The organism is Sharpea azabuensis DSM 18934 (assembly GCF_000702165.1).
GTDB lineage: Bacteria > Bacillota_I > Bacilli_A > Erysipelotrichales > Coprobacillaceae > Sharpea > Sharpea azabuensis.
In genome coordinates this window covers 1-17,308 of sequence record NZ_JNKU01000053.1, presented here as the reverse complement: position 1 = coordinate 17,308, position 17,308 = coordinate 1, and the positions used below count along the sequence as shown (strand labels likewise).

Annotated in this window: 17 protein-coding genes and 1 other annotated feature; of the genes, 1 reads left to right on the top strand and 16 read right to left on the bottom strand. The window is 38.4% G+C overall.

Translation table 11 applies throughout. From position 1 onward, the window contains the following. Positions 1-180: 180 nt before the first annotated feature. The 11 genes from greA to alaS form a co-directional block, all read right to left on the bottom strand. Positions 181-657 (bottom strand): transcription elongation factor GreA, encoded by a 477-nt coding sequence (gene greA, locus T529_RS0110240; protein WP_033163517.1) that lies wholly within the window; start codon positions 655-657, stop codon positions 181-183. A 39-nt stretch (positions 658-696) separates the two neighbouring features. Next, positions 697-1,323, bottom strand: a complete 627-nt coding sequence (udk, locus tag T529_RS0110235) for a uridine kinase (protein ID WP_033163516.1) — start codon at positions 1,321-1,323, stop codon at positions 697-699. Beyond that, positions 1,316-2,569 (bottom strand): peptidase U32 family protein, encoded by a 1,254-nt coding sequence (locus T529_RS0110230; protein WP_081823126.1) that lies wholly within the window; start codon positions 2,567-2,569, stop codon positions 1,316-1,318. Before T529_RS0110230 ends, udk begins: the two co-directional genes overlap by 8 nt. Beyond that, positions 2,553-3,470, bottom strand: a complete 918-nt coding sequence (locus tag T529_RS0110225; protein WP_033163514.1) for a peptidase U32 family protein — start codon at positions 3,468-3,470, stop codon at positions 2,553-2,555. The genes T529_RS0110230 and T529_RS0110225 overlap by 17 nt, the downstream gene beginning before the upstream one ends. Beyond that, positions 3,467-4,066: an O-methyltransferase gene (locus T529_RS0110220; RefSeq protein ID WP_033163513.1), complete on the bottom strand. Its 600-nt coding sequence runs from the start codon at positions 4,064-4,066 to the stop codon at positions 3,467-3,469. Before T529_RS0110220 ends, T529_RS0110225 begins: the two co-directional genes overlap by 4 nt. A 1-nt stretch (position 4,067) precedes the next feature. Beyond that, positions 4,068-5,111, bottom strand: coding sequence for an endolytic transglycosylase MltG (mltG, locus tag T529_RS0110215; protein ID WP_033163512.1), 1,044 nt, complete (start codon positions 5,109-5,111; stop codon positions 4,068-4,070). Between the two features lie 99 nt (positions 5,112-5,210). After that, a complete protein-coding gene (locus T529_RS0110210; RefSeq protein WP_033163511.1) occupies positions 5,211-6,296 on the bottom strand; it encodes a lactonase family protein in 1,086 nt (361 codons plus the stop codon). Positions 6,297-6,311: 15 nt separating this feature from the next. Then, positions 6,312-6,551: a hypothetical protein gene (locus T529_RS0110205; RefSeq protein WP_162173003.1), complete on the bottom strand. Its 240-nt coding sequence runs from the start codon at positions 6,549-6,551 to the stop codon at positions 6,312-6,314. 71 nt (positions 6,552-6,622) lie between these two features. Further along, positions 6,623-7,048, bottom strand: coding sequence for a Holliday junction resolvase RuvX (ruvX, locus tag T529_RS0110200; protein ID WP_033163509.1), 426 nt, complete (start codon positions 7,046-7,048; stop codon positions 6,623-6,625). Continuing rightward, positions 7,048-7,305: an IreB family regulatory phosphoprotein gene (locus T529_RS0110195; RefSeq protein WP_033163508.1), complete on the bottom strand. Its 258-nt coding sequence runs from the start codon at positions 7,303-7,305 to the stop codon at positions 7,048-7,050. The genes ruvX and T529_RS0110195 overlap by 1 nt, the downstream gene beginning before the upstream one ends. Before the next feature lie 66 nt (positions 7,306-7,371). After that, a complete protein-coding gene (gene alaS / locus T529_RS0110190; RefSeq protein ID WP_033163507.1) occupies positions 7,372-9,978 on the bottom strand; it encodes an alanine--tRNA ligase in 2,607 nt (868 codons plus the stop codon). A 31-nt stretch (positions 9,979-10,009) separates the two neighbouring features. Continuing rightward, positions 10,010-10,200 (bottom strand) — a binding site (T-box leader). 177 nt (positions 10,201-10,377) lie between these two features. Here alaS and T529_RS0110185 point away from each other — a divergent pair. Next, positions 10,378-11,403: a LacI family DNA-binding transcriptional regulator gene (locus T529_RS0110185; RefSeq protein ID WP_033163506.1), complete on the top strand. Its 1,026-nt coding sequence runs from the start codon at positions 10,378-10,380 to the stop codon at positions 11,401-11,403. A gap of 42 nt (positions 11,404-11,445) precedes the next feature. Here T529_RS0110185 and T529_RS0110180 read toward each other — a convergent pair whose 3' ends face one another. From T529_RS0110180 to T529_RS0110160, 5 genes are read right to left on the bottom strand one after another with little or no spacing between them, the layout of a single operon-like run. Then, on the bottom strand, positions 11,446-12,885 hold the full coding sequence (locus T529_RS0110180; protein WP_033163505.1) for a glycoside hydrolase family 32 protein: 1,440 nt from the start codon (positions 12,883-12,885) through the stop codon (positions 11,446-11,448). A 9-nt stretch (positions 12,886-12,894) separates the two neighbouring features. Continuing rightward, positions 12,895-13,989 (bottom strand): ABC transporter ATP-binding protein, encoded by a 1,095-nt coding sequence (locus T529_RS0110175; RefSeq protein WP_033163504.1) that lies wholly within the window; start codon positions 13,987-13,989, stop codon positions 12,895-12,897. 3 nt (positions 13,990-13,992) lie between these two features. After that, positions 13,993-14,844: a carbohydrate ABC transporter permease gene (locus T529_RS0110170; protein ID WP_033163503.1), complete on the bottom strand. Its 852-nt coding sequence runs from the start codon at positions 14,842-14,844 to the stop codon at positions 13,993-13,995. Position 14,845: 1 nt separating this feature from the next. Beyond that, entirely contained in the window at positions 14,846-15,718 is an 873-nt protein-coding gene (locus T529_RS0110165; RefSeq protein WP_033163502.1) for a carbohydrate ABC transporter permease, read from the bottom strand. A gap of 1 nt (position 15,719) precedes the next feature. Then, the gene (locus T529_RS0110160; protein WP_033163501.1) at positions 15,720-17,042 is read right to left on the bottom strand and encodes a sugar ABC transporter substrate-binding protein; all 1,323 of its coding nucleotides are present in this window, start codon (positions 17,040-17,042) and stop codon (positions 15,720-15,722) included. Positions 17,043-17,308: the final 266 nt, after the last annotated feature.

Genomic DNA, 17,308 nt, shown 5'->3' with positions numbered 1-17,308 from the left:
GAGAAATTGATAGATGCAGGAACGCTCATTTATGTTAATATGGTTATAGTTCATAGGCTTATCTCCATTCTATGTTTTTTTGGTCACTCACATAGTAGCATAGATAATTCCTATGAACTTTTCATATGTTGCACTTGTTATGATAATTTATCTGTAAAGAAAAATGAGGATTTCTCCTCATTATGCTTCATATGAAATAGCTTTAATACGCACTTCGTAAGGCTTAGCAACACCGACAGATACAATTTCATTAATACCATGACCAATGATTGCTTTGGCGAGTGGACATTCATTTGAGATCTTGCCATTGAATGGATCAGTTTCAAATGAACCAACGATTTTATATGCGGCTTCTTTAGTTTCATCTAAGTTTTCGATTGTCACGATTGCACCCATCTGTACTGTTGATTTATCAATATCAGCACTTTCGATGATCTTGGCATTTTCAAGCATGACTTCGATTTCTTTAATACGTGCTTCAATATGTGCCTGTTTATCTCTAGCAGCATCGTAGTCAGCGTTTTCTGATAAGTCACCCTGGCTTCTTGCGAATGCGATTTCTTCAATGACTTTAGGTCTCTCAACTTCAATCAGATTTTTACGCTCATCTTCGAGCTTTTTCTTACCTTCGATAGTTAACTGTACTACATTATCCATGTGTTTCACCTCGCTTTTGTAAATATAGCATACTTCTTTTTATTTATCAACAATTGACCTAATCTTTGTCACCAACAAGTCAATGGCAACAACATTATCGCCGCCATTAGGAATAATGACATGGGCATATTTCTTACTTGGTTCAATAAAAGCTTCATGCATTGGACGTACTGTTGAAAGATACTGATGACAGACATTATCAAGCGTACGACCTCTCTCTTCAATATCACGTCTTAAACGACGAATAAAGCGAATATCGCTATCCGTATCAACATAAACAAGAATATCGCATTGTCTGCGCACTTCTTCTTCAGCTAGGACAAAAATACCTTCCAAGATAATGACATCTCTACCTTCAATAATTTCTGTCTTATCGCTTCTTGTATGCGCACTATAGTCATAGATTGGCTTTTCTACACGTTCCTTGTTTTTTAGGCGCTTGAGCTGTTCTACAAGCAAATCGGTATCAAAGGCAAAAGGATGGTCATAGTTCGTCTTAAGACGTTCACTCATCGGTTTATCACTTTGATCCTTATAGTAGTCATCCTGCTTCACAATGATGACCTTATGCTTTCCTTTGAAAGCCTCACAGACCTTTCTTGCAATCGTCGTCTTGCCCGAAGCACTTCCTCCGGCAATTCCAATGATAATGGCTTTATTACTCATGTCTAACCTTCCTTCCCATATCATTTACATAAACTTTCTGGTTAACTGGAATATAGAGAATTTCCATGGGATGATTGGCAACATCCACCTCTACATTATCCTCATTATAAATCTTCTCAACCGTGAAATAAAGATTGGATTGATGAGGTGAGAATATTTCTATTTCATCACCTTTCTTAAAATAATTACGCTGTTCAATCTTCATCATCTGTTTATCTTCATCATAATCAATAACACGCATTACAAACTCCTGTGTAGGATGTTCATCACGGTTATTGTAGAGCTGTTCATCAGCTGTTGGATGATCGTAGAAGAAGCCTGTACAGAAGGCACGATTAGCCGATTTCTCAAGTTCTTTTTCATACCAGTCACTCATTACAAAATGATTTGGATCTGCACAATAAGCATCAATAAGCTTACGATAGGTAGAAACGACCGTGGCAATATAATGCAATGACTTCATGCGCCCTTCAATCTTAAAAGAATCAATCCCACATTCAATAAGCTCAGGAATATGATTCACTAAAGCCATATCCTTGCTGCCCATCGTATAAGGGACATCCCCTTCACCATTGACCTGCTGATCATTTTCATAGAGATCATAATTCCAGCGACAGCTCTGATTACATCCGCCTCTATTGGCATCACGTCTTGAGAAGTAGTTGGAAAGCATGCAGCGCCCACTATAGGCAATACACATGGCACCATGAATAAAATATTCCAAATCAATATCAGGACATTTCTGACGAATAACCTTTACATCTTCATAGGTTGTTTCCCGGCCAAAAACAACACGGTCCATCCCTAAATTCTGATAGAAGCGAATAGCGGAGCTATTGAGGGTAGACATCTGGGTTGAGACATGCACTTCAAGAGAAAGATGCATACTTTTGGCAAGCATCATGATATAGGGATCCGCAACAATAATCGCATCAACGCCAATATCATCTAACGCCTGCAAGTATTCCTTAATCCCCGCTAAGTTATCATTATGGAGAATGATATTACATGTCACATGCACATCACTATGATGCTTGTGGGCAAATTCAACGCCTTCCTGAATATCTTCTAAAGAGAAGTTACTTGCAGCTGAACGCAAAGAGAACTCCTTGCCCCCAAGAAAGACGGCATCAGCACCATAGAGTACGGCAATCTTTAATTTTTCTAAATTACCTGCCGGTGCTAATAATTCTGGTTTTTTTACGATGACACGCTTGCCATCAATGATTTTACTGATTTCTTTCACTTGCATCCCTCCGTTTCACATCTTCGAGATGATAGATTGTTGCTTCATCAATAAAGCCTCGATCCATAGGAATATTGAGCTGATGTAAGAGCTGCTCATATTCTTTGACATATTTGCCATACAATAAGTCATCAAGATGAGCTAATGTATCACTATAGGCATGAACTGTTTCAATCGCTTCACTTGGTGACATGAAGAGGGTTTCAATATAAAGATAATCGAAGTCTCTGACCTGCTTTAATAAATCAAGCATCATTAATCTTGTCTTGGAATAGATTGTTGTACCGCGTGAATCCTCATAGGCATAACATGTAAAATCAAGACCCTGTGGCTTAATTGTCAGCACGCCAGGTATGTGACTGAGCTCTTGACCACTTGCCTCTTGATAATTGGAAATAAGTGCGCGCTTAGAGCTCATCATATATTGCACCCCGGCAATCTGCAGCACTAAAGGTATATTGGTATGATGCTTAATATCAAGCTGTTCAGCAAGCGGAATGACATTGGCGACAAAGGCACTTGTCACACCGGTTGTAGCTAGAGTATTTAGGGTGTTGGGATTGGTATTGAGTGTTTCTGGATTATACATCATATCGAAATGATAGCCCTTTTCACGCACATATTCTAATACCCCAAAATCCTGGAATATTATGCCCTCTACTGACAATTCTGCCAGGGCATCAATATGGGCAAATAAGCCTTCTAATTCATGTTCATCATATAAGCCATTCACCATCACATAGAGATGCTTCACACGCTTGGTGAGTGCTGCAATTTCTGCAAGAGAGAAATGTTCTGTTGTATAGGTTCCATATTCTCCAGCCACAATAAACATCTCCACACCCATATCAAGATAATCACTTAAGTAATCACAATTGGTTATATGTAATGCTAGTTTCATTCAAAATCCTTTCTTGTAATAATACAAATACCATCACCGATCTCGCGATATTCAACATCATAGAGATCATTATTCTTAATCCAGTCTCTAAAACGTTTAATCTTGCGCACTAAGGCTCTTGTATTTCTATTTCTAATATGATCAATATCATAGATCATGCCATGAAAATCTAAATTATCAACAAACACAAAACCATCCTTCTTAACATAGGGAATATATTTCTCAAAGAATTTCTGATATTGTGCTTTGGCTGCATCAATGAAAAGACAGTCATAAGGTGCAGCTTTTAATGTTGCTGTATCCATCAACAATGCATCATCATGATGAACAATAATACGTTCTTCCTGATGATAGTCATGGATATTTTGATAAGCTTCTCTATAGCGTTCATCATCACGTTCAATAGTTTCCACCGTTAAATGATCAACATTATTGACCATCATTAAAGCTGAATAGCCAACTGCTGAACCAATCTCAAGAACACTTGAAGACTGACGCTTGATGAGCTCACCAATTAGTTCTTCAAGACCTGCTCTTTGCATGATGGGGATATCACGGTCTAATGCTGATTGTTCTAATTCTTCTAAATATTTCATCTTAATACCACTTATATTTCTTTATTGCTTCCTGGTGTTCCTGATAAGTCTTACTATAAACAACAGTGCCATCTTTCTTCGCAAAGAAGTAGAGATAGTCGCTCTTCGTATAGTTAAGAACACCTTTGATTGTTTTATCCTGAACACTTGCAACGGGACCAACCGGCAAGCCTTTATTGATATAGGTGTTGTATGGTGAAGGTGTTTTGAGCATCTCGCTTGTCACCTTAACCCCTGTACGACCCAAGGCATAGTTGACAGTAATATCTGAACCTAAAGGCATATTCTTATTGAGACGGTTGATGAAGACACCGGCAATAGGACTAATATCTTTTTCATAGAGGGTTTCTTTTTCAACAATTGAAGAAAGCGTCAAGAACTGATGCATTGTAAAGCCACTCTTGGCAATCTGATCTTTATAGACTGGTAAATGCTGATCCATTGTATCAAGCATCTTTGTAGTGATTTCATCTAAAGTAGGCTTTGAAGCATTGATATAATATGTTTCAGGATAGAGATAGCCTTCTAATGGATAAAGTAGTGAAGGGTTTGTAATATCAGCTTCATTAATAAACCAATATTTAGCGGCAAGCGTCTTCAGATAGTTGGTATCCTTCCATTGATTAAGGATGGTTGTCTTGTCTGTTTTAAGCAGCTTAGCCACCTTTGAAGCAATCTGGGGGATTGTCTCCCCTTCAGTGATTGTTAGGACACCATTGGCAATATATTTCTTATCTCCAGTGGAAAGAATCTTAAAGATCTTTTTGAGATCCATGTTGGTATTGAGGCGGTAGGAATTGCTTTTAAGCTCAGGTTTTTCTACGCGCACATAGAGCTTCGCAGCGATTTTATTCTTCAAGAGACCTTTGGCATCAAGTTCATTGAGTACAGTTGACGCATTTGTCCCCTTCTTTACTTCAACAATAACATTCTTGCTTTTGTTTGTGACTGCCTGAATGCCAGTCTTATAAAAGAGCACACTGCCAGCTAAAGCAATGACAATAACAAGAATGATTGTGATGGCTATTTTTGTGACTTTCTTCATTTTATTTCTCCTCTAGAATCATCTTCTCGCTATCCGATTATAGCATATTCTTTTGATTTGTCCTCATTTTTTCCTCAAGAAAAGACGGATTTCTCCGTCTTAGACAACTCTTAAATTTTCTGCTCCCTTGGCTATACATGTAGGAGCATGGAGGGCATAGGCTGAATGTGTTTCAAAAAGAATACCACGCTTTTCATTTTTCCTGATTTCAAAGCTTTCCACACTGCCACCCTGCTTGCTGACAACGACAAGCCAGCGGTCTCTAAAGATTTCTAAGGCTACTGGTCCAGCATCTGTCTCAATAAGATCCTTACGCTTTAATAAGCCATCATCCCCTCTTTCAAAGAGAACGATCGTATCATCACCCTTATTTGTTACAGCGATATATTGATTATCATCCGTCATTACGAAATCAGTAGGTACATTGACACCTTCAAAGTCTTCTTTAATATAAGTAAGCTTTTCTTCTAATAGTGTGAAATGACCATCCTGATAGGCATATGTGGCGATGGTTGAAGAAATCTCATTAATGCAGTAAGCAAATTTCTTGTCATGAGAGAAGATCATCTTGCGTGGTCCAGTTCCTGGACTTGTCTTGAATGTGCGCTCAAGATCTTCTTGTAGATAGCCTTTTTCATTAAGCGTATAGACATGAATCATGTCACCACCCATATCGAGTACAACAACATATTTCTCATCCGGTGTAAAGAAGATCTGGGAAGGATGACTTTCTGTCTGCTTGATAGGATCAACACCCTTGCCTTCAAGCTTCTTCGTTTCACTCACACGCACAAGCTTGCTTTTTAAAATAGGCATGGTGATGATTTCACCATTATAGTAATCAATCGCATAGGCATGTGTCTTATCTGGAGAAACAACCACCTGAGTATATGTTTTGCCTTCATTATGGACACGGGCAGCTAAGCCTAGCTGAAGTTCCATGCAGGCATATTGCCAGACGCCACCATCCGTCAGGGCGCCCGTACCATTTCGATAAGTTATATACATCCAGCGTCCGGCTCTTGAGAGGGCAATTGGATTGGCTAAGCTCTTGACAAAAGACTTCTTGATGAGTTCGCCATTATTGACATTTAAATAAAATGCATAAATGCCACGATCCACTTCTGTCCCATCACAGCCAATAAAAAAGATATCAACAGTTTTTGTACGATTAAAAAGTCCCATTGTATTCTCCTCTTTCTAGAATGATGCATGGGGGCAATCTTCACAGCTTGGACACTCCTGACCATCACAGACACAGTTCTGACAATGATCAGTCGTTTTTTCATCTTGGTGTAAATAGCGTGCAAAGATATCCTGCATTTCATTCATTTCTTCGTTCGTCAAAGGAAAAAGATGACCTTCGTCATCTATTCTTGCAGAAATGACTTCATCCCCATTCTTCTCATCCATAAATAGAATATAGTGCTTATCACCCATATCATGTTTCACCAAAATGGAACAATGATGTAATTGGTGAGACGCATCATAGAAGTTAAAGTGCATTTCTCTCACTTCCTATTACGATCTAAGTAACCTTGAAGAATCTCAACAGCAGCCATCTTATCAACAACTTGTTTACGTTTTTTACGTGAGACATCACCAAATAATAAATTATTTGTGGCAATGACTGTCGTCAAACGTTCGTCTTCTAGAATAACTTCTACATCCATCATATCTTCGAGGCGTTTTTTAAAATCAACGGAAATCTGGGCACGTTCTCCCAGATCTCCATTCATGTGCTTTGGTAAGCCAAGAACAATCGTATGAATATTGTTTGCTTCTACGATTTCTTTGATATGTTTCGCACAATTCTTATAGGCATTAGGCTGCGGGAAGCGATATGTTTCCACTCCATGCGCAAGCATACCTAAGGCATCACTCATCGCAATGCCACATGTACGTGAGCCTAAGTCCAAACCAAGAATCTTTTCCATTATTCTGACTCCAAATAGAACTTGACAAGTTCTTCAATAATTTCATCACGATCGATTTGCTGGATGATGGAACGTGCATTCTTGTGAGAAGAGATATAGGCTGGATCGTTAGAGATAAGATAACCTGCAATCTGATGAACTGGGTTATATCCTCTTTCTTCTAGTGCCTGGGCTACTGTATTCAGATTGGAATGAATCACTTCGCGCTTCAATTCTTCTGAATTAAAGACTCTTGTCTGTGTAAAATCTTTTCCCATATAATCAACTCCTCTTGTTTTACCTATACCACATTTTATACTAATTCTAAAGAAAATACTAGGATTTTACATTTTAGATTTAATCAATTCAACAGCTTCATTAATTCGATCTAAATTCTCACAGCCACCCTGGGCCATATCTGGCTTACCGCCACCACGGCCATTCATAATTGGGTTAATAGCTTTAACTAAATCACCAGCTTTAATATCTTTAATTAAATCCTTTGTAACACCTACATAATAGCTATTCTTACCTTCAAATGTCGATGTCATTAAGACAACACCACTACCTAAGCTATCACGATAATCGAAGCATGACTGCTTAGCATCCTTTGGATTCTTTTCCACATGAACATAGAGGAACTTCTTGCCATTGACTTCTTCAACATCATTAGCTTTCGCCTTTGCTTCTAGGCTATTGAGCTTAGCTGTAAGCTTTTCGATTTCTTTTTGAGCTGAAGCATAATGTGCTGCCAGTTCTTCTACTTTTTCTAGTGTTGTAGCTCTATTTTTTAGCTTCAAGACTTCCGCAATCTTAGTGACTGTTTCTTCTTCCTGCTTAAGGGCATCATAGGCAGCTGTTGAAGTCACTGCTTCAATTCTTCTGACCCCGGAACCAACTGATGTTTCCATAAGAATCTTGAAGAGACCAATATGGCTTGTATTCTTAACATGGCAGCCACCACATAATTCAATCGAGAAGTCCGCCATCGAAACAACACGTACTTCATCACCATATTTTTCATCAAATAAAGCTGTAGCACCCTTCTTTAATGCTTCATCCTTAGGCATGATTTCTGTTTCTACAGGAATGCCGGCAAAGATTTCTTTATTAATTAAAGCTTCAACTTCCTTAAGTTCTTCTTCTGTCATTTTAGCAGGATGCGTGAAGTCGAATCTTAAACGTTCACTATCCACATAGCTACCAGCCTGAGCAACATGTTCCCCTAAGACCTTCTTTAAGGCTGCATCCAGTAAGTGTGTTGCTGAGTGATTGTTTTCAATTAATGCACGTTTATTCTGATCTACCTTTAATGTGAATGTGTCACCAACGCGAATTGTTCCTTTTTCAACTGAGACAAAATGCAGATGCTGACCATTTGGAGCATTCTTGGTATCAGTTACGAGGGCATATGTCTTTTCATTTTCCACAGCACCAGTGTCGCCAACCTGACCACCCATTTCGCCATAGAAGCTTGTTTGATCAAAGATGACTTCACCTTTTGATGTAATCTCATCACATTTCACACCATTTTCAAAGACACCAATAACCTTGGCTGTTAATGGGGCATCATCATAAGTAAATGATGATGGTGCTGTAAAGTCCATTAAGTCAGCTTTCTGTGAAGCGAATGACTCTAAATCACCGCGGGCATTTCTTGCTCTTTCCTGCTGGAGACGCATTTCTTCCTGGAAGCCTTCTAAGTCAACCGCAAAGCCTTTTTCTTCCGCAATTTCTGTTGTCAGTTCAACTGGGAAGCCATATGTGTCATAAAGCATGAAGGCTGTCTTACCATCAACAAGCTTTTCCTCAGCCTGATCCATGAAGGCCTGAATACGCTTTTCACCCTGTGTTAATGTCTTGGCGAAAGCTTCTTCTTCCTTCTTAACAGCTGCTTTGACGAATTCAGCCTTTTCAGGTAAATAGTCATAGAATTCCTTCATGATATCCACAACAACATCCACAAGTTCATATAAGAAAGCATGATCAATACCTAGATTTCTACCATAACGTACAGCTCTTCTTAAGATACGGCGAAGGACATAACCACGTCCAGCCTTATCAAACATTGCTCCATCACTTAAGGCAAATGTTACTGTACGAATATGATCGGCAATAACACGATAAGCCATCTTGTTATCTTCATACTTGACATCGCACATTTTTTCTGTTGCATGAATGATTGGCAGGAATAAGTCTGTATCGAAGTTTGTTTCACCACCCTGTATAATAGAAACAAGTCTTTCTAGACCCATACCAGTATCAATATTCTTATGTGGCAATTCTTTATATTCGCTTCTAGGAATAGCCGGATTACAGTCAAACTGCGAGAAAACGATATTCCATACTTCAACATAACGGTCATTTTCTAAGTCTTCATGCAATAAACGAATACCAATATGATCTGGATCGAAGGCTTCCCCACGGTCATAGAAGATTTCTGAGTCAGGACCACCAGGACCTTCACCAATTTCCCAGAAGTTATCATCTGTTTTCCACATATGTGATGGATCAACACCACATTCTTCTGTCCAGATACGATAAGCATCTTCATCATCCGTATAAACAGTCACATAAAGCTTATCCTTATCCATATTGATCCACTCTTCCCCAGTTAAGAATTCCCAGGCAAAGTGAATTGCTTCTCTTTTGAAATAATCACCAATTGAGAAATTACCAAGCATTTCAAAGAATGTATGATGTCTTGCTGTCTTACCAACATTCTCAATATCATTTGTACGAATAGATTTCTGCGCATTCGCAATACGATTGCTAGCAGGCTTTTCTGTTCCATCAAAGTATTTCTTTAAAGCTGCAACACCTGCATTGATCCAGAGTAATGTTGGATCATTATGGGGAATTAAGCTTGCCCCAGGTTCAATCATATGACCTTGACTTTTAAAATAATCAAGGAACATTTGTCTTGTCTGATTACCAGTTAGTTTTTTCATAAGTCCTCCTCAAATAAAAAAAGCCGCTCCTATAAGGAACGACTTTATCGTGGTACCATCCTTGTTTACAGTATTTCTACTGCCTCTAAGACTCTTAACGCGAGTTAGACGTTGATGTTTGCATCACTCTCGAAAGGAGCCCACTCTTATCGACTGAAGATTTTCACCAGCCATCTTCTCTCTTAAAGCCTTTAAGAATTTAATCTTTCTCAACGATTTACCACGTTATTATATAAAATCAAGCTCTAAAAATCAACTGCCACAATCATATAAAAAGCTGAGTTGTAGTTGCTATAACCGGTTACCTTTTATATAATAAGCACAAATGAAGCAAGAATACCTATAAATACCGAGATATAGATACCTATTAGCACATTTAGAAAGGAATGACAGGTTATTATGGAGAATAAGAAAAAGAAAGTCACTTTTAGTGATATTGCAGAATATACACACTTTTCTAAAACAACCATTTCAAGATACTTCAATCATCCTGAAACTGTTACAGACGAAAACAAGAAAATCATCGAAGAAGCCTTGCAAGCCCTTGACTATCATGAAAACAAGCTGGCAAAAGTTCTCGCTAATGGCAAGACAGAATTCATCGGGATCATTGTTCCTAATTTAAGCATGCACTATTATGCTGAATTATTAAGCCAGATCATCTCGACATATGATACTTTTGGTTATAAGTTTCTTGTCTTTGAAAGCCAGAATGATCAAGCTAAAGAACTTCAGTATATTGATGAACTGATGGCTTATAATATTGAAGGGCTGATTATGATTTCACACTTTCCGCATTCCGAAGTGCTCAGTCACTATCCTATTCCGATTGTTACTATTGAACGTGAATCACAATATGTTTCTGGTGTCACAACAAATAACTACAGTGGTGCCCTTCTTGCAACTAAACACCTGATGGATATCAACAACGATATTTATATCCACATCAACAGTAAACTCACAGAAAATAATCCGGATTATTATCGTACAAAAGGCTTTCTTGATCAATGCCAGGCAAACAATCTCCCTTATGATTTAAGATTGCAGGACTTAGGAAATGGCTTTGAAGAAATGAATGCCATCTATACATCATTATTTGAGGATTTTGAAAGGCTCTATAAAGGTAAGAGAAAAGGTATTTTTGTCTGTAATGACACCCATGCCAATATCCTCCTCAATATCATTTATCGCCATTATGGTCATCTGCCTCATGACTATAATATTGTTGGTTTCGATGATTCTTCTATCTCCCGTGAAGCCATTATTCCTATTACAACAATCCATCAGGATATTAAAGGCTTAGCCATTGGGGCAATGGAAATCATCATCAAAGAAATTGAAGCCACAAAACAAAACAAAGTCGTTCAACATACCTATCAGCGTGTTGAACCAACCCTGATGATAAGAAAAACAACACATCAATGATGTGTTGTTTTTTTAGGAATAATTGGGAGGTCTCATTCCCTATTATAGAACGATATCGTATTGATCAACTGAAATAATCAAGTCATCAGGTGAGCTAAAGGTAATATCTTTTGCATCAAGTGGAGTATAGAAGGTTGTCGAAAAGACTTGCTCACCATCATTAATAAATATTTCAGCACTAAAACGATCGAGAATAATACGCATTTTGAGTTCATCATGCACATAGCGGAGCTTCTTACGTCTGATTGCGACACAATCTCTGATCATGCCACAATGACTGCGGTCAAGCTCCAAGATATTCTTATATTTATTGTAGGAGAAATCAACGTGGTACTTATCATTTCTGGCGAAAGAAATCGTGCATTCATGATAGTTTTGTGAGTGAATGGTCACTGTTAAATCAATCATACGTCCAGAGATGCCTGGTAATGTGATTTCATTTGTGAAGTGATAGTGATCATAGCTCACATGGTTTGTATGATACTGATTGAGTTCACAAACAGGCTGTTGGATAAGATGGCCATCTTTCATCGATAATTCTCTAGGCAAAGTCATCATATTGGCCCACTTCTGATGCACTGGTTTAATGAAATTATCCCATGATTGCATCCAGGCAACCATGATACGTCTTCCATCAGGCGCCTCTAGAGTTTGTGGGGCATAGAAGTCTATGCCATCATCAATGGCTCTTGCTTGCTGGTAATCAAAGATATGCGTCTTGTTATCATATGTTCCTGTAAGATAGATGGCATTATTGCCATTATGAAATGCATCGCTTTCACACATATCCTGAGGTGAGACAATCAAGATTTGTTCACCATCAAGCTTGAAGAAGTCAGGACATTCCCATACGGCACCAAGATTGCCTTCCTGATCTTTCGCAAGAACAGATTCAAATTTCCAATGACAGAGATCCTCTGAGCTAAAGAGAACAACCTGACCAATATGGTCATCAGTATGATTGCCCACAACCATATAATAGGCATCATCCTCTCGCCATACTTTAGGATCTCTAAAGTCTTCACGCGAACAGCCATCTGGTAACAATGAACCATCAACAACAGGATTCTGATCGTACTTTTTATAATGAACCCCATCACCAATGGCTAAACATTGATTTTGATAAACATTGTTATCTTTTTTCATTACACCCGTATAAAGCAAAGCATGTCCTTCACTTGTTGCGATGGCTGAACCGCTAAAGCATCCTTCAGCATCATAGGATTGATCAGGGGCAAGAGCTGTTGGCAGATCTTCCCATTTGATGAAATCATCACTTTTCACATGCCCCCAATGCATTGGTCCCCAGACACTGTCATAGGGATAGAACTGGAAGAAAAGATGTGCTGTGTTCTGATAGATGGAAAACCCATTTGGGTCATTGATCCATCCTACAGGAGCACTGACATGAAAAGCTGGACGTTCTTTGTAATCAACTTTGTTTTCTTTAATATACTGATTCGCTTTTTCTAACTGTGTCATATTAACCTCTTATAATAATGCGTTTTCTGTATCTGGATCAAAGAAATGAAGATGATGTGTTTCAAAAATGAAACTTAATGTCTCACCAATCTCTTTGACATCATACTTAGATACACGGGCAACGGCATTAGTATTGCCGAATGTGAAATACAAGTTATTGTCATTACCCATAATTTCTGTATCATTAATTTTTGCCTGAAGAATGTTATTCTTAAATGTATCAAGAGCGAGATTATCAACCTTAATATCTTCGCCACGAATACCAAGAATAAGTTTCTTGTTGTGGCATGAAAGCTTTGAAGCAATACGATCAGGCAATGTCATTGAAGCACCATCACTAAATGTCAGTTTATCACCATCAACAACAACATCAAAGAAATTCATCTGAGGTGAACCAATAAAGCCAGCAACAAACTTATTAACAGGATGATCATAGAGATCCATAGGCTTACCTACCTGCTGGACAATACCATCTTTCATAATGACAATACGATCAGCCATTGTCATGGCTTCAACCTGGTCATGTGTGACATAGATGGTTGTGGCCCCAATCTCACGATGAATTCTTGAGATTTCAGTACGCATAGAGACTCTTAACTTGGCATCAAGGTTTGAAAGAGGTTCATCCATTAAGAAAAGCTTCTGATTCTTGACGATGGCTCTACCTAAAGCGACACGCTGTCTCTGGCCACCGGATAAGTTCTTAGGCTTTCTCTTGCGATATTCCTCTAAGCCAAGCATATTGATGGCATAATCAACCTTTTTCTTGATTTCATCTTTAGGAACTTTCATATTCTGTAAGCCATAAGCAATATTCTTTTCAACAGTCATATGTGGATATAAAGCATAGTTCTGGAAGACCATGGAGATACCACGATCTCTAGGTGCAACTTCATTCATGCGCTTGCGTTCGATAAAGAGATCACCGGAAGTGATTTCTTCAAATCCAGCAATCATTCTAAGTGTTGTAGATTTACCACATCCAGATGGCCCAACAAAGGCGATAAATTCATGTGGTTCAATTTCCAAGTTAAAGTTTTCAACAGAATAACGTTCATTACCTTTATATTTTTTACAAATATTTCTTAATTCAACAAAACTCATTGTTTAGCCCTCCTTACCGCCTGTAGAAACAACGCCTTCGACGATCTGTTTTGAGAATAATGCATACATAATAATAACTGGGATTGTCACTAATGTAATAACGGCTAGCTTCATGCCCATTGTTGTGTTTTCATTCGCAGTGATTGCATTCAAGCCAATTTGTACTGTTAATAATCGATTTGATGTAAATACGAGTGATGGCCAAAGATAATCATTCCATACACCTAAGAATGTCAGGACGCCCACAGTTGCCACTGCTGACTTCGCCATTGGTAAAACCATTGTGAAGAAGTATTTAATAGGTGAGCAATAATCGAGCTGGGCTGCTTCCCAGATATCATCTGGCAATGAAATAAAGACCTGTCTAAATAGAAAGATATTAAATGGATTGACAATCCCTGGTAAGACAAGACCAATAACTGTATTCAATAAACCTAGCTTGGCAATAAAGAAGAAGTGAATTGTGATAATGGATTCCATTGGGACAATCATCAAAAGCATGATGATTAAGAGCCAGCGATCTCTAAATGGGAAATTGATCTTAGCTAAGGCATATCCCGCTAATCCATTCACAATAATTCCCAATACCACCATAATGATGGCATAGAAGACAGTATTCACTAAATATCTTAAGAAGTCAGTATGGAATAATATCTGTGTATAGTTATGGAAGAAGCCTTTTGATAAGGCTGGTGGCAAGAATGCCGCAAAGGAATGTAAATCATGAGCAATAGCTGCATCACCTTTAAAGGAATTGAAGATCATCCAGATCAATGGAAAGAGGAATAAGAGGGAGAAAGCAGCCATGACAATAATCAGTATCCAGTTCAGTATTTTCTGTTTACGTGTTTTCATCCTACTTGTCCTCCTTATTTCTTGTAATGATTGTCTGAATGACAGTAAGGATCATGACAAATATCGCAAAGACAATCGCCATTGTACTTGCCATGCCAAGCTCCCAGTTCACTGTACCTGTTTCATAAATATCATAAACCATTGTATATGTTGAATGTGAAGGACCACCACCAGTCATGATCATTGGCTGTACCAACATTCTAAAGGCGCCAATCGTGATGGTGATGAAGACGAAGACACATAATGGCTTAAGTTCTGGTAGCGTGATATCTTTGAATTTCTGCCAAGCGCTGGCATGATCCAATTCAGCAGCTTCATATAATGCAGGATTAATGCCCTGAATGCCACCTAAGAAAATAATCATCTGCATGCCCACACCCTGCCATGCACTCATCAGGGCAATAGAAGGAAGCGCCTGGGATGAGCTATTAATAAATGGCTGAGCGGCAATACCGAGATGGGCGAGTAAGGTATTAAGAATACCTTCAGGTGAGAAGATTTGAATCCATAAAGTGGAAACAACAGCTAAAGACATTACAACAGGTAAGAAGAAGGCAACTTTAAAATATCCTTTAAAATGCGAGACCTTGTTGATAAGCAATGCCAAGCCCAGTGCACCTAGTCCTTGCACTGGGACAATAATCAAGACAAACTTCCAAGTATTAAAGAAAGCAAGTCTAAAGTCCTCATCTTTGAATATCGAGAAATAGTTACTTAAGCCAGTAAAATGAGTCAATGATGGATTCAAGGCAAAGAAATCCGTAAAACTAAATATCAAAGTAAGGATCATTGGAATAAAAAGGAATACGCATAATAAGACCAAGGCTGGGCCAAAGAAGCTCATGCCCATAATAGATTCTCTTTTTTTATTCATACTACATTGTATAACGCTTCATTTTGGCGTTTATCCTTTCTACAGCACGATTCTGCTGTGTTTTTACATCTTCACCAGATAAGACAGTGTTTTCTAGTACCTGCTGGAAGCTTGTACTCACCTGTGGATAGACTGGCGTTTTTGGTCTTGGATGACCATATGTTTTTAATTGGTAATAGAGTTTTGAATAGAGTGGATCTTCTGTAAAATCAGGTACTGATTCAAAAGCTTTATATGTCGATGGGAAGGACTTTGTCATTTTATAGAGTCTTAGACCACTTTCTTCACCACTCATATATTTCACAAGCGTCGAAGCTGCAACTTTGTTTTTCGCTTTAGAACTCATCGCAAAGGCCCATGAGCCTGTAGGTGTATATGGTGTATGATTCCAACTATCTCCTACGATATATGGGGCGATGCCAAGTTTTAATTTTTTATATTGTGTTCTGACAGTATTCACTTCCCAGGCACCATCAAACTTAAAGGCTGCACGTCCTTCTTCAAAGAGATTGGCGATTGCGACTTTTGACATATAGCCATTGTCACGTAGCTTTTTAAAGTATTCAACCGTTTCTTTATTCTTCTCTGAATTAAAGATGCCATCGACTTTAAGTCCATCCTTGGAAACAAGATTTCCTCCATTGCTCCAGAAGAATGGTGCATAGTAATAGATTGTTGCTTCACCTGTTGGGAATGTCATATCAAGAGGATAGCCCTTACTTTGATCAGTGACTTTCTTGACTTTTTCCAATACGTTTAAGAATTCGCTAAATGTCCATGGATGATCTTGATCAGGAACACTTACGCCTGCTTTATCAAGAATATCTTTGTTGTAATAAAGGCCAACAGATGATTCCATAGCCCCTAAGGCATAAAGCTTTCCATCAACCGTTCCCTGTTCAATAATAGATTTAAGATATTGGTCTTTATCACTCTTAGTGACATCGACTAATGGCGCAATGATATTATTATGCGCATAAGAGGAAATGTTTGGACCATCTACTGTTAATACATCAGGTAATCCTCCGGACATAACAGATGCATTGATCTTATCTGTGTAACCTCCTCCACTATCATTACGTGGGATGAATTCAATGTCCGCAAAGTATTTCCCATTATACTTTTTGTTGAAGGCATTTACACTTTGACGGTATGCTCTGCCTTCATCAGTATCTTCAATCGAATGGACCCAAATTGAAACATACTGTTCACCTTCATCATACCCTTTTTTGCTTCCTGGCTTTGGATCTGACTTATGACCACAGCCAGTTAACCCAAGCATCAAACTCCCTGCTAGGGCGAATGACAAGATTTTCTTCTTCATTCACTTTCTCCCTTCATCTTAACCGGTTACTTTTACTTTTAAAAAATAAAGTACCTTTTTCTGTCAAAATCCACTTACATAACCGGTTATGTTACCGGTTACTTTTCTTGACACATTCATCATACTCCCACTCCTATTCCTTTGTCAATCATTTTTCGTAACCGGTTACTCTTTTTTAATTTTTCTTACTAGGCAAAAAAAACAAGGCCAAATATAATGGTATATTAAATAATCGTGGGGTCACAGTAGCCCTTTAAATAATTGTG

Bases quoted from the DNA above. Each gene is read 5' to 3' on its own strand.
- T529_RS0110160 (WP_033163501.1), bottom strand. From the start codon at position 17,042: ATGAAGAAGAAAATCTTGTCATTCGCCCTAGCAGGGAGTTTGATGCTT.
- T529_RS0110210 (WP_033163511.1), bottom strand. From the start codon at position 6,296: ATGGGACTTTTTAATCGTACAAAAACTGTTGATATCTTTTTTATTGGC.
- T529_RS0110205 (WP_162173003.1), bottom strand. From the start codon at position 6,551: ATGGGTGATAAGCACTATATTCTATTTATGGATGAGAAGAATGGGGAT.
- alaS (WP_033163507.1), bottom strand. From the start codon at position 9,978: ATGAAAAAACTAACTGGTAATCAGACAAGACAAATGTTCCTTGATTAT.
- T529_RS0110195 (WP_033163508.1), bottom strand. From the start codon at position 7,305: ATGGGAAAAGATTTTACACAGACAAGAGTCTTTAATTCAGAAGAATTG.
- T529_RS0110180 (WP_033163505.1), bottom strand. From the start codon at position 12,885: ATGACACAGTTAGAAAAAGCGAATCAGTATATTAAAGAAAACAAAGTT.
- mltG (WP_033163512.1), bottom strand. From the start codon at position 5,111: ATGAAGAAAGTCACAAAAATAGCCATCACAATCATTCTTGTTATTGTC.
- T529_RS0110220 (WP_033163513.1), bottom strand. From the start codon at position 4,066: ATGAAATATTTAGAAGAATTAGAACAATCAGCATTAGACCGTGATATC.
- greA (WP_033163517.1), bottom strand. From the start codon at position 657: ATGGATAATGTAGTACAGTTAACTATCGAAGGTAAGAAAAAGCTCGAA.
- ruvX (WP_033163509.1), bottom strand. From the start codon at position 7,048: ATGGAAAAGATTCTTGGTTTGGACTTAGGCTCACGTACATGTGGCATT.
- T529_RS0110185 (WP_033163506.1), top strand. From the start codon at position 10,378: ATGGAGAATAAGAAAAAGAAAGTCACTTTTAGTGATATTGCAGAATAT.
- udk (WP_033163516.1), bottom strand. From the start codon at position 1,323: ATGAGTAATAAAGCCATTATCATTGGAATTGCCGGAGGAAGTGCTTCG.
- T529_RS0110175 (WP_033163504.1), bottom strand. From the start codon at position 13,989: ATGAGTTTTGTTGAATTAAGAAATATTTGTAAAAAATATAAAGGTAAT.
- T529_RS0110225 (WP_033163514.1), bottom strand. From the start codon at position 3,470: ATGAAACTAGCATTACATATAACCAATTGTGATTACTTAAGTGATTAT.
- T529_RS0110170 (WP_033163503.1), bottom strand. From the start codon at position 14,844: ATGAAAACACGTAAACAGAAAATACTGAACTGGATACTGATTATTGTC.
- T529_RS0110165 (WP_033163502.1), bottom strand. From the start codon at position 15,718: ATGAATAAAAAAAGAGAATCTATTATGGGCATGAGCTTCTTTGGCCCA.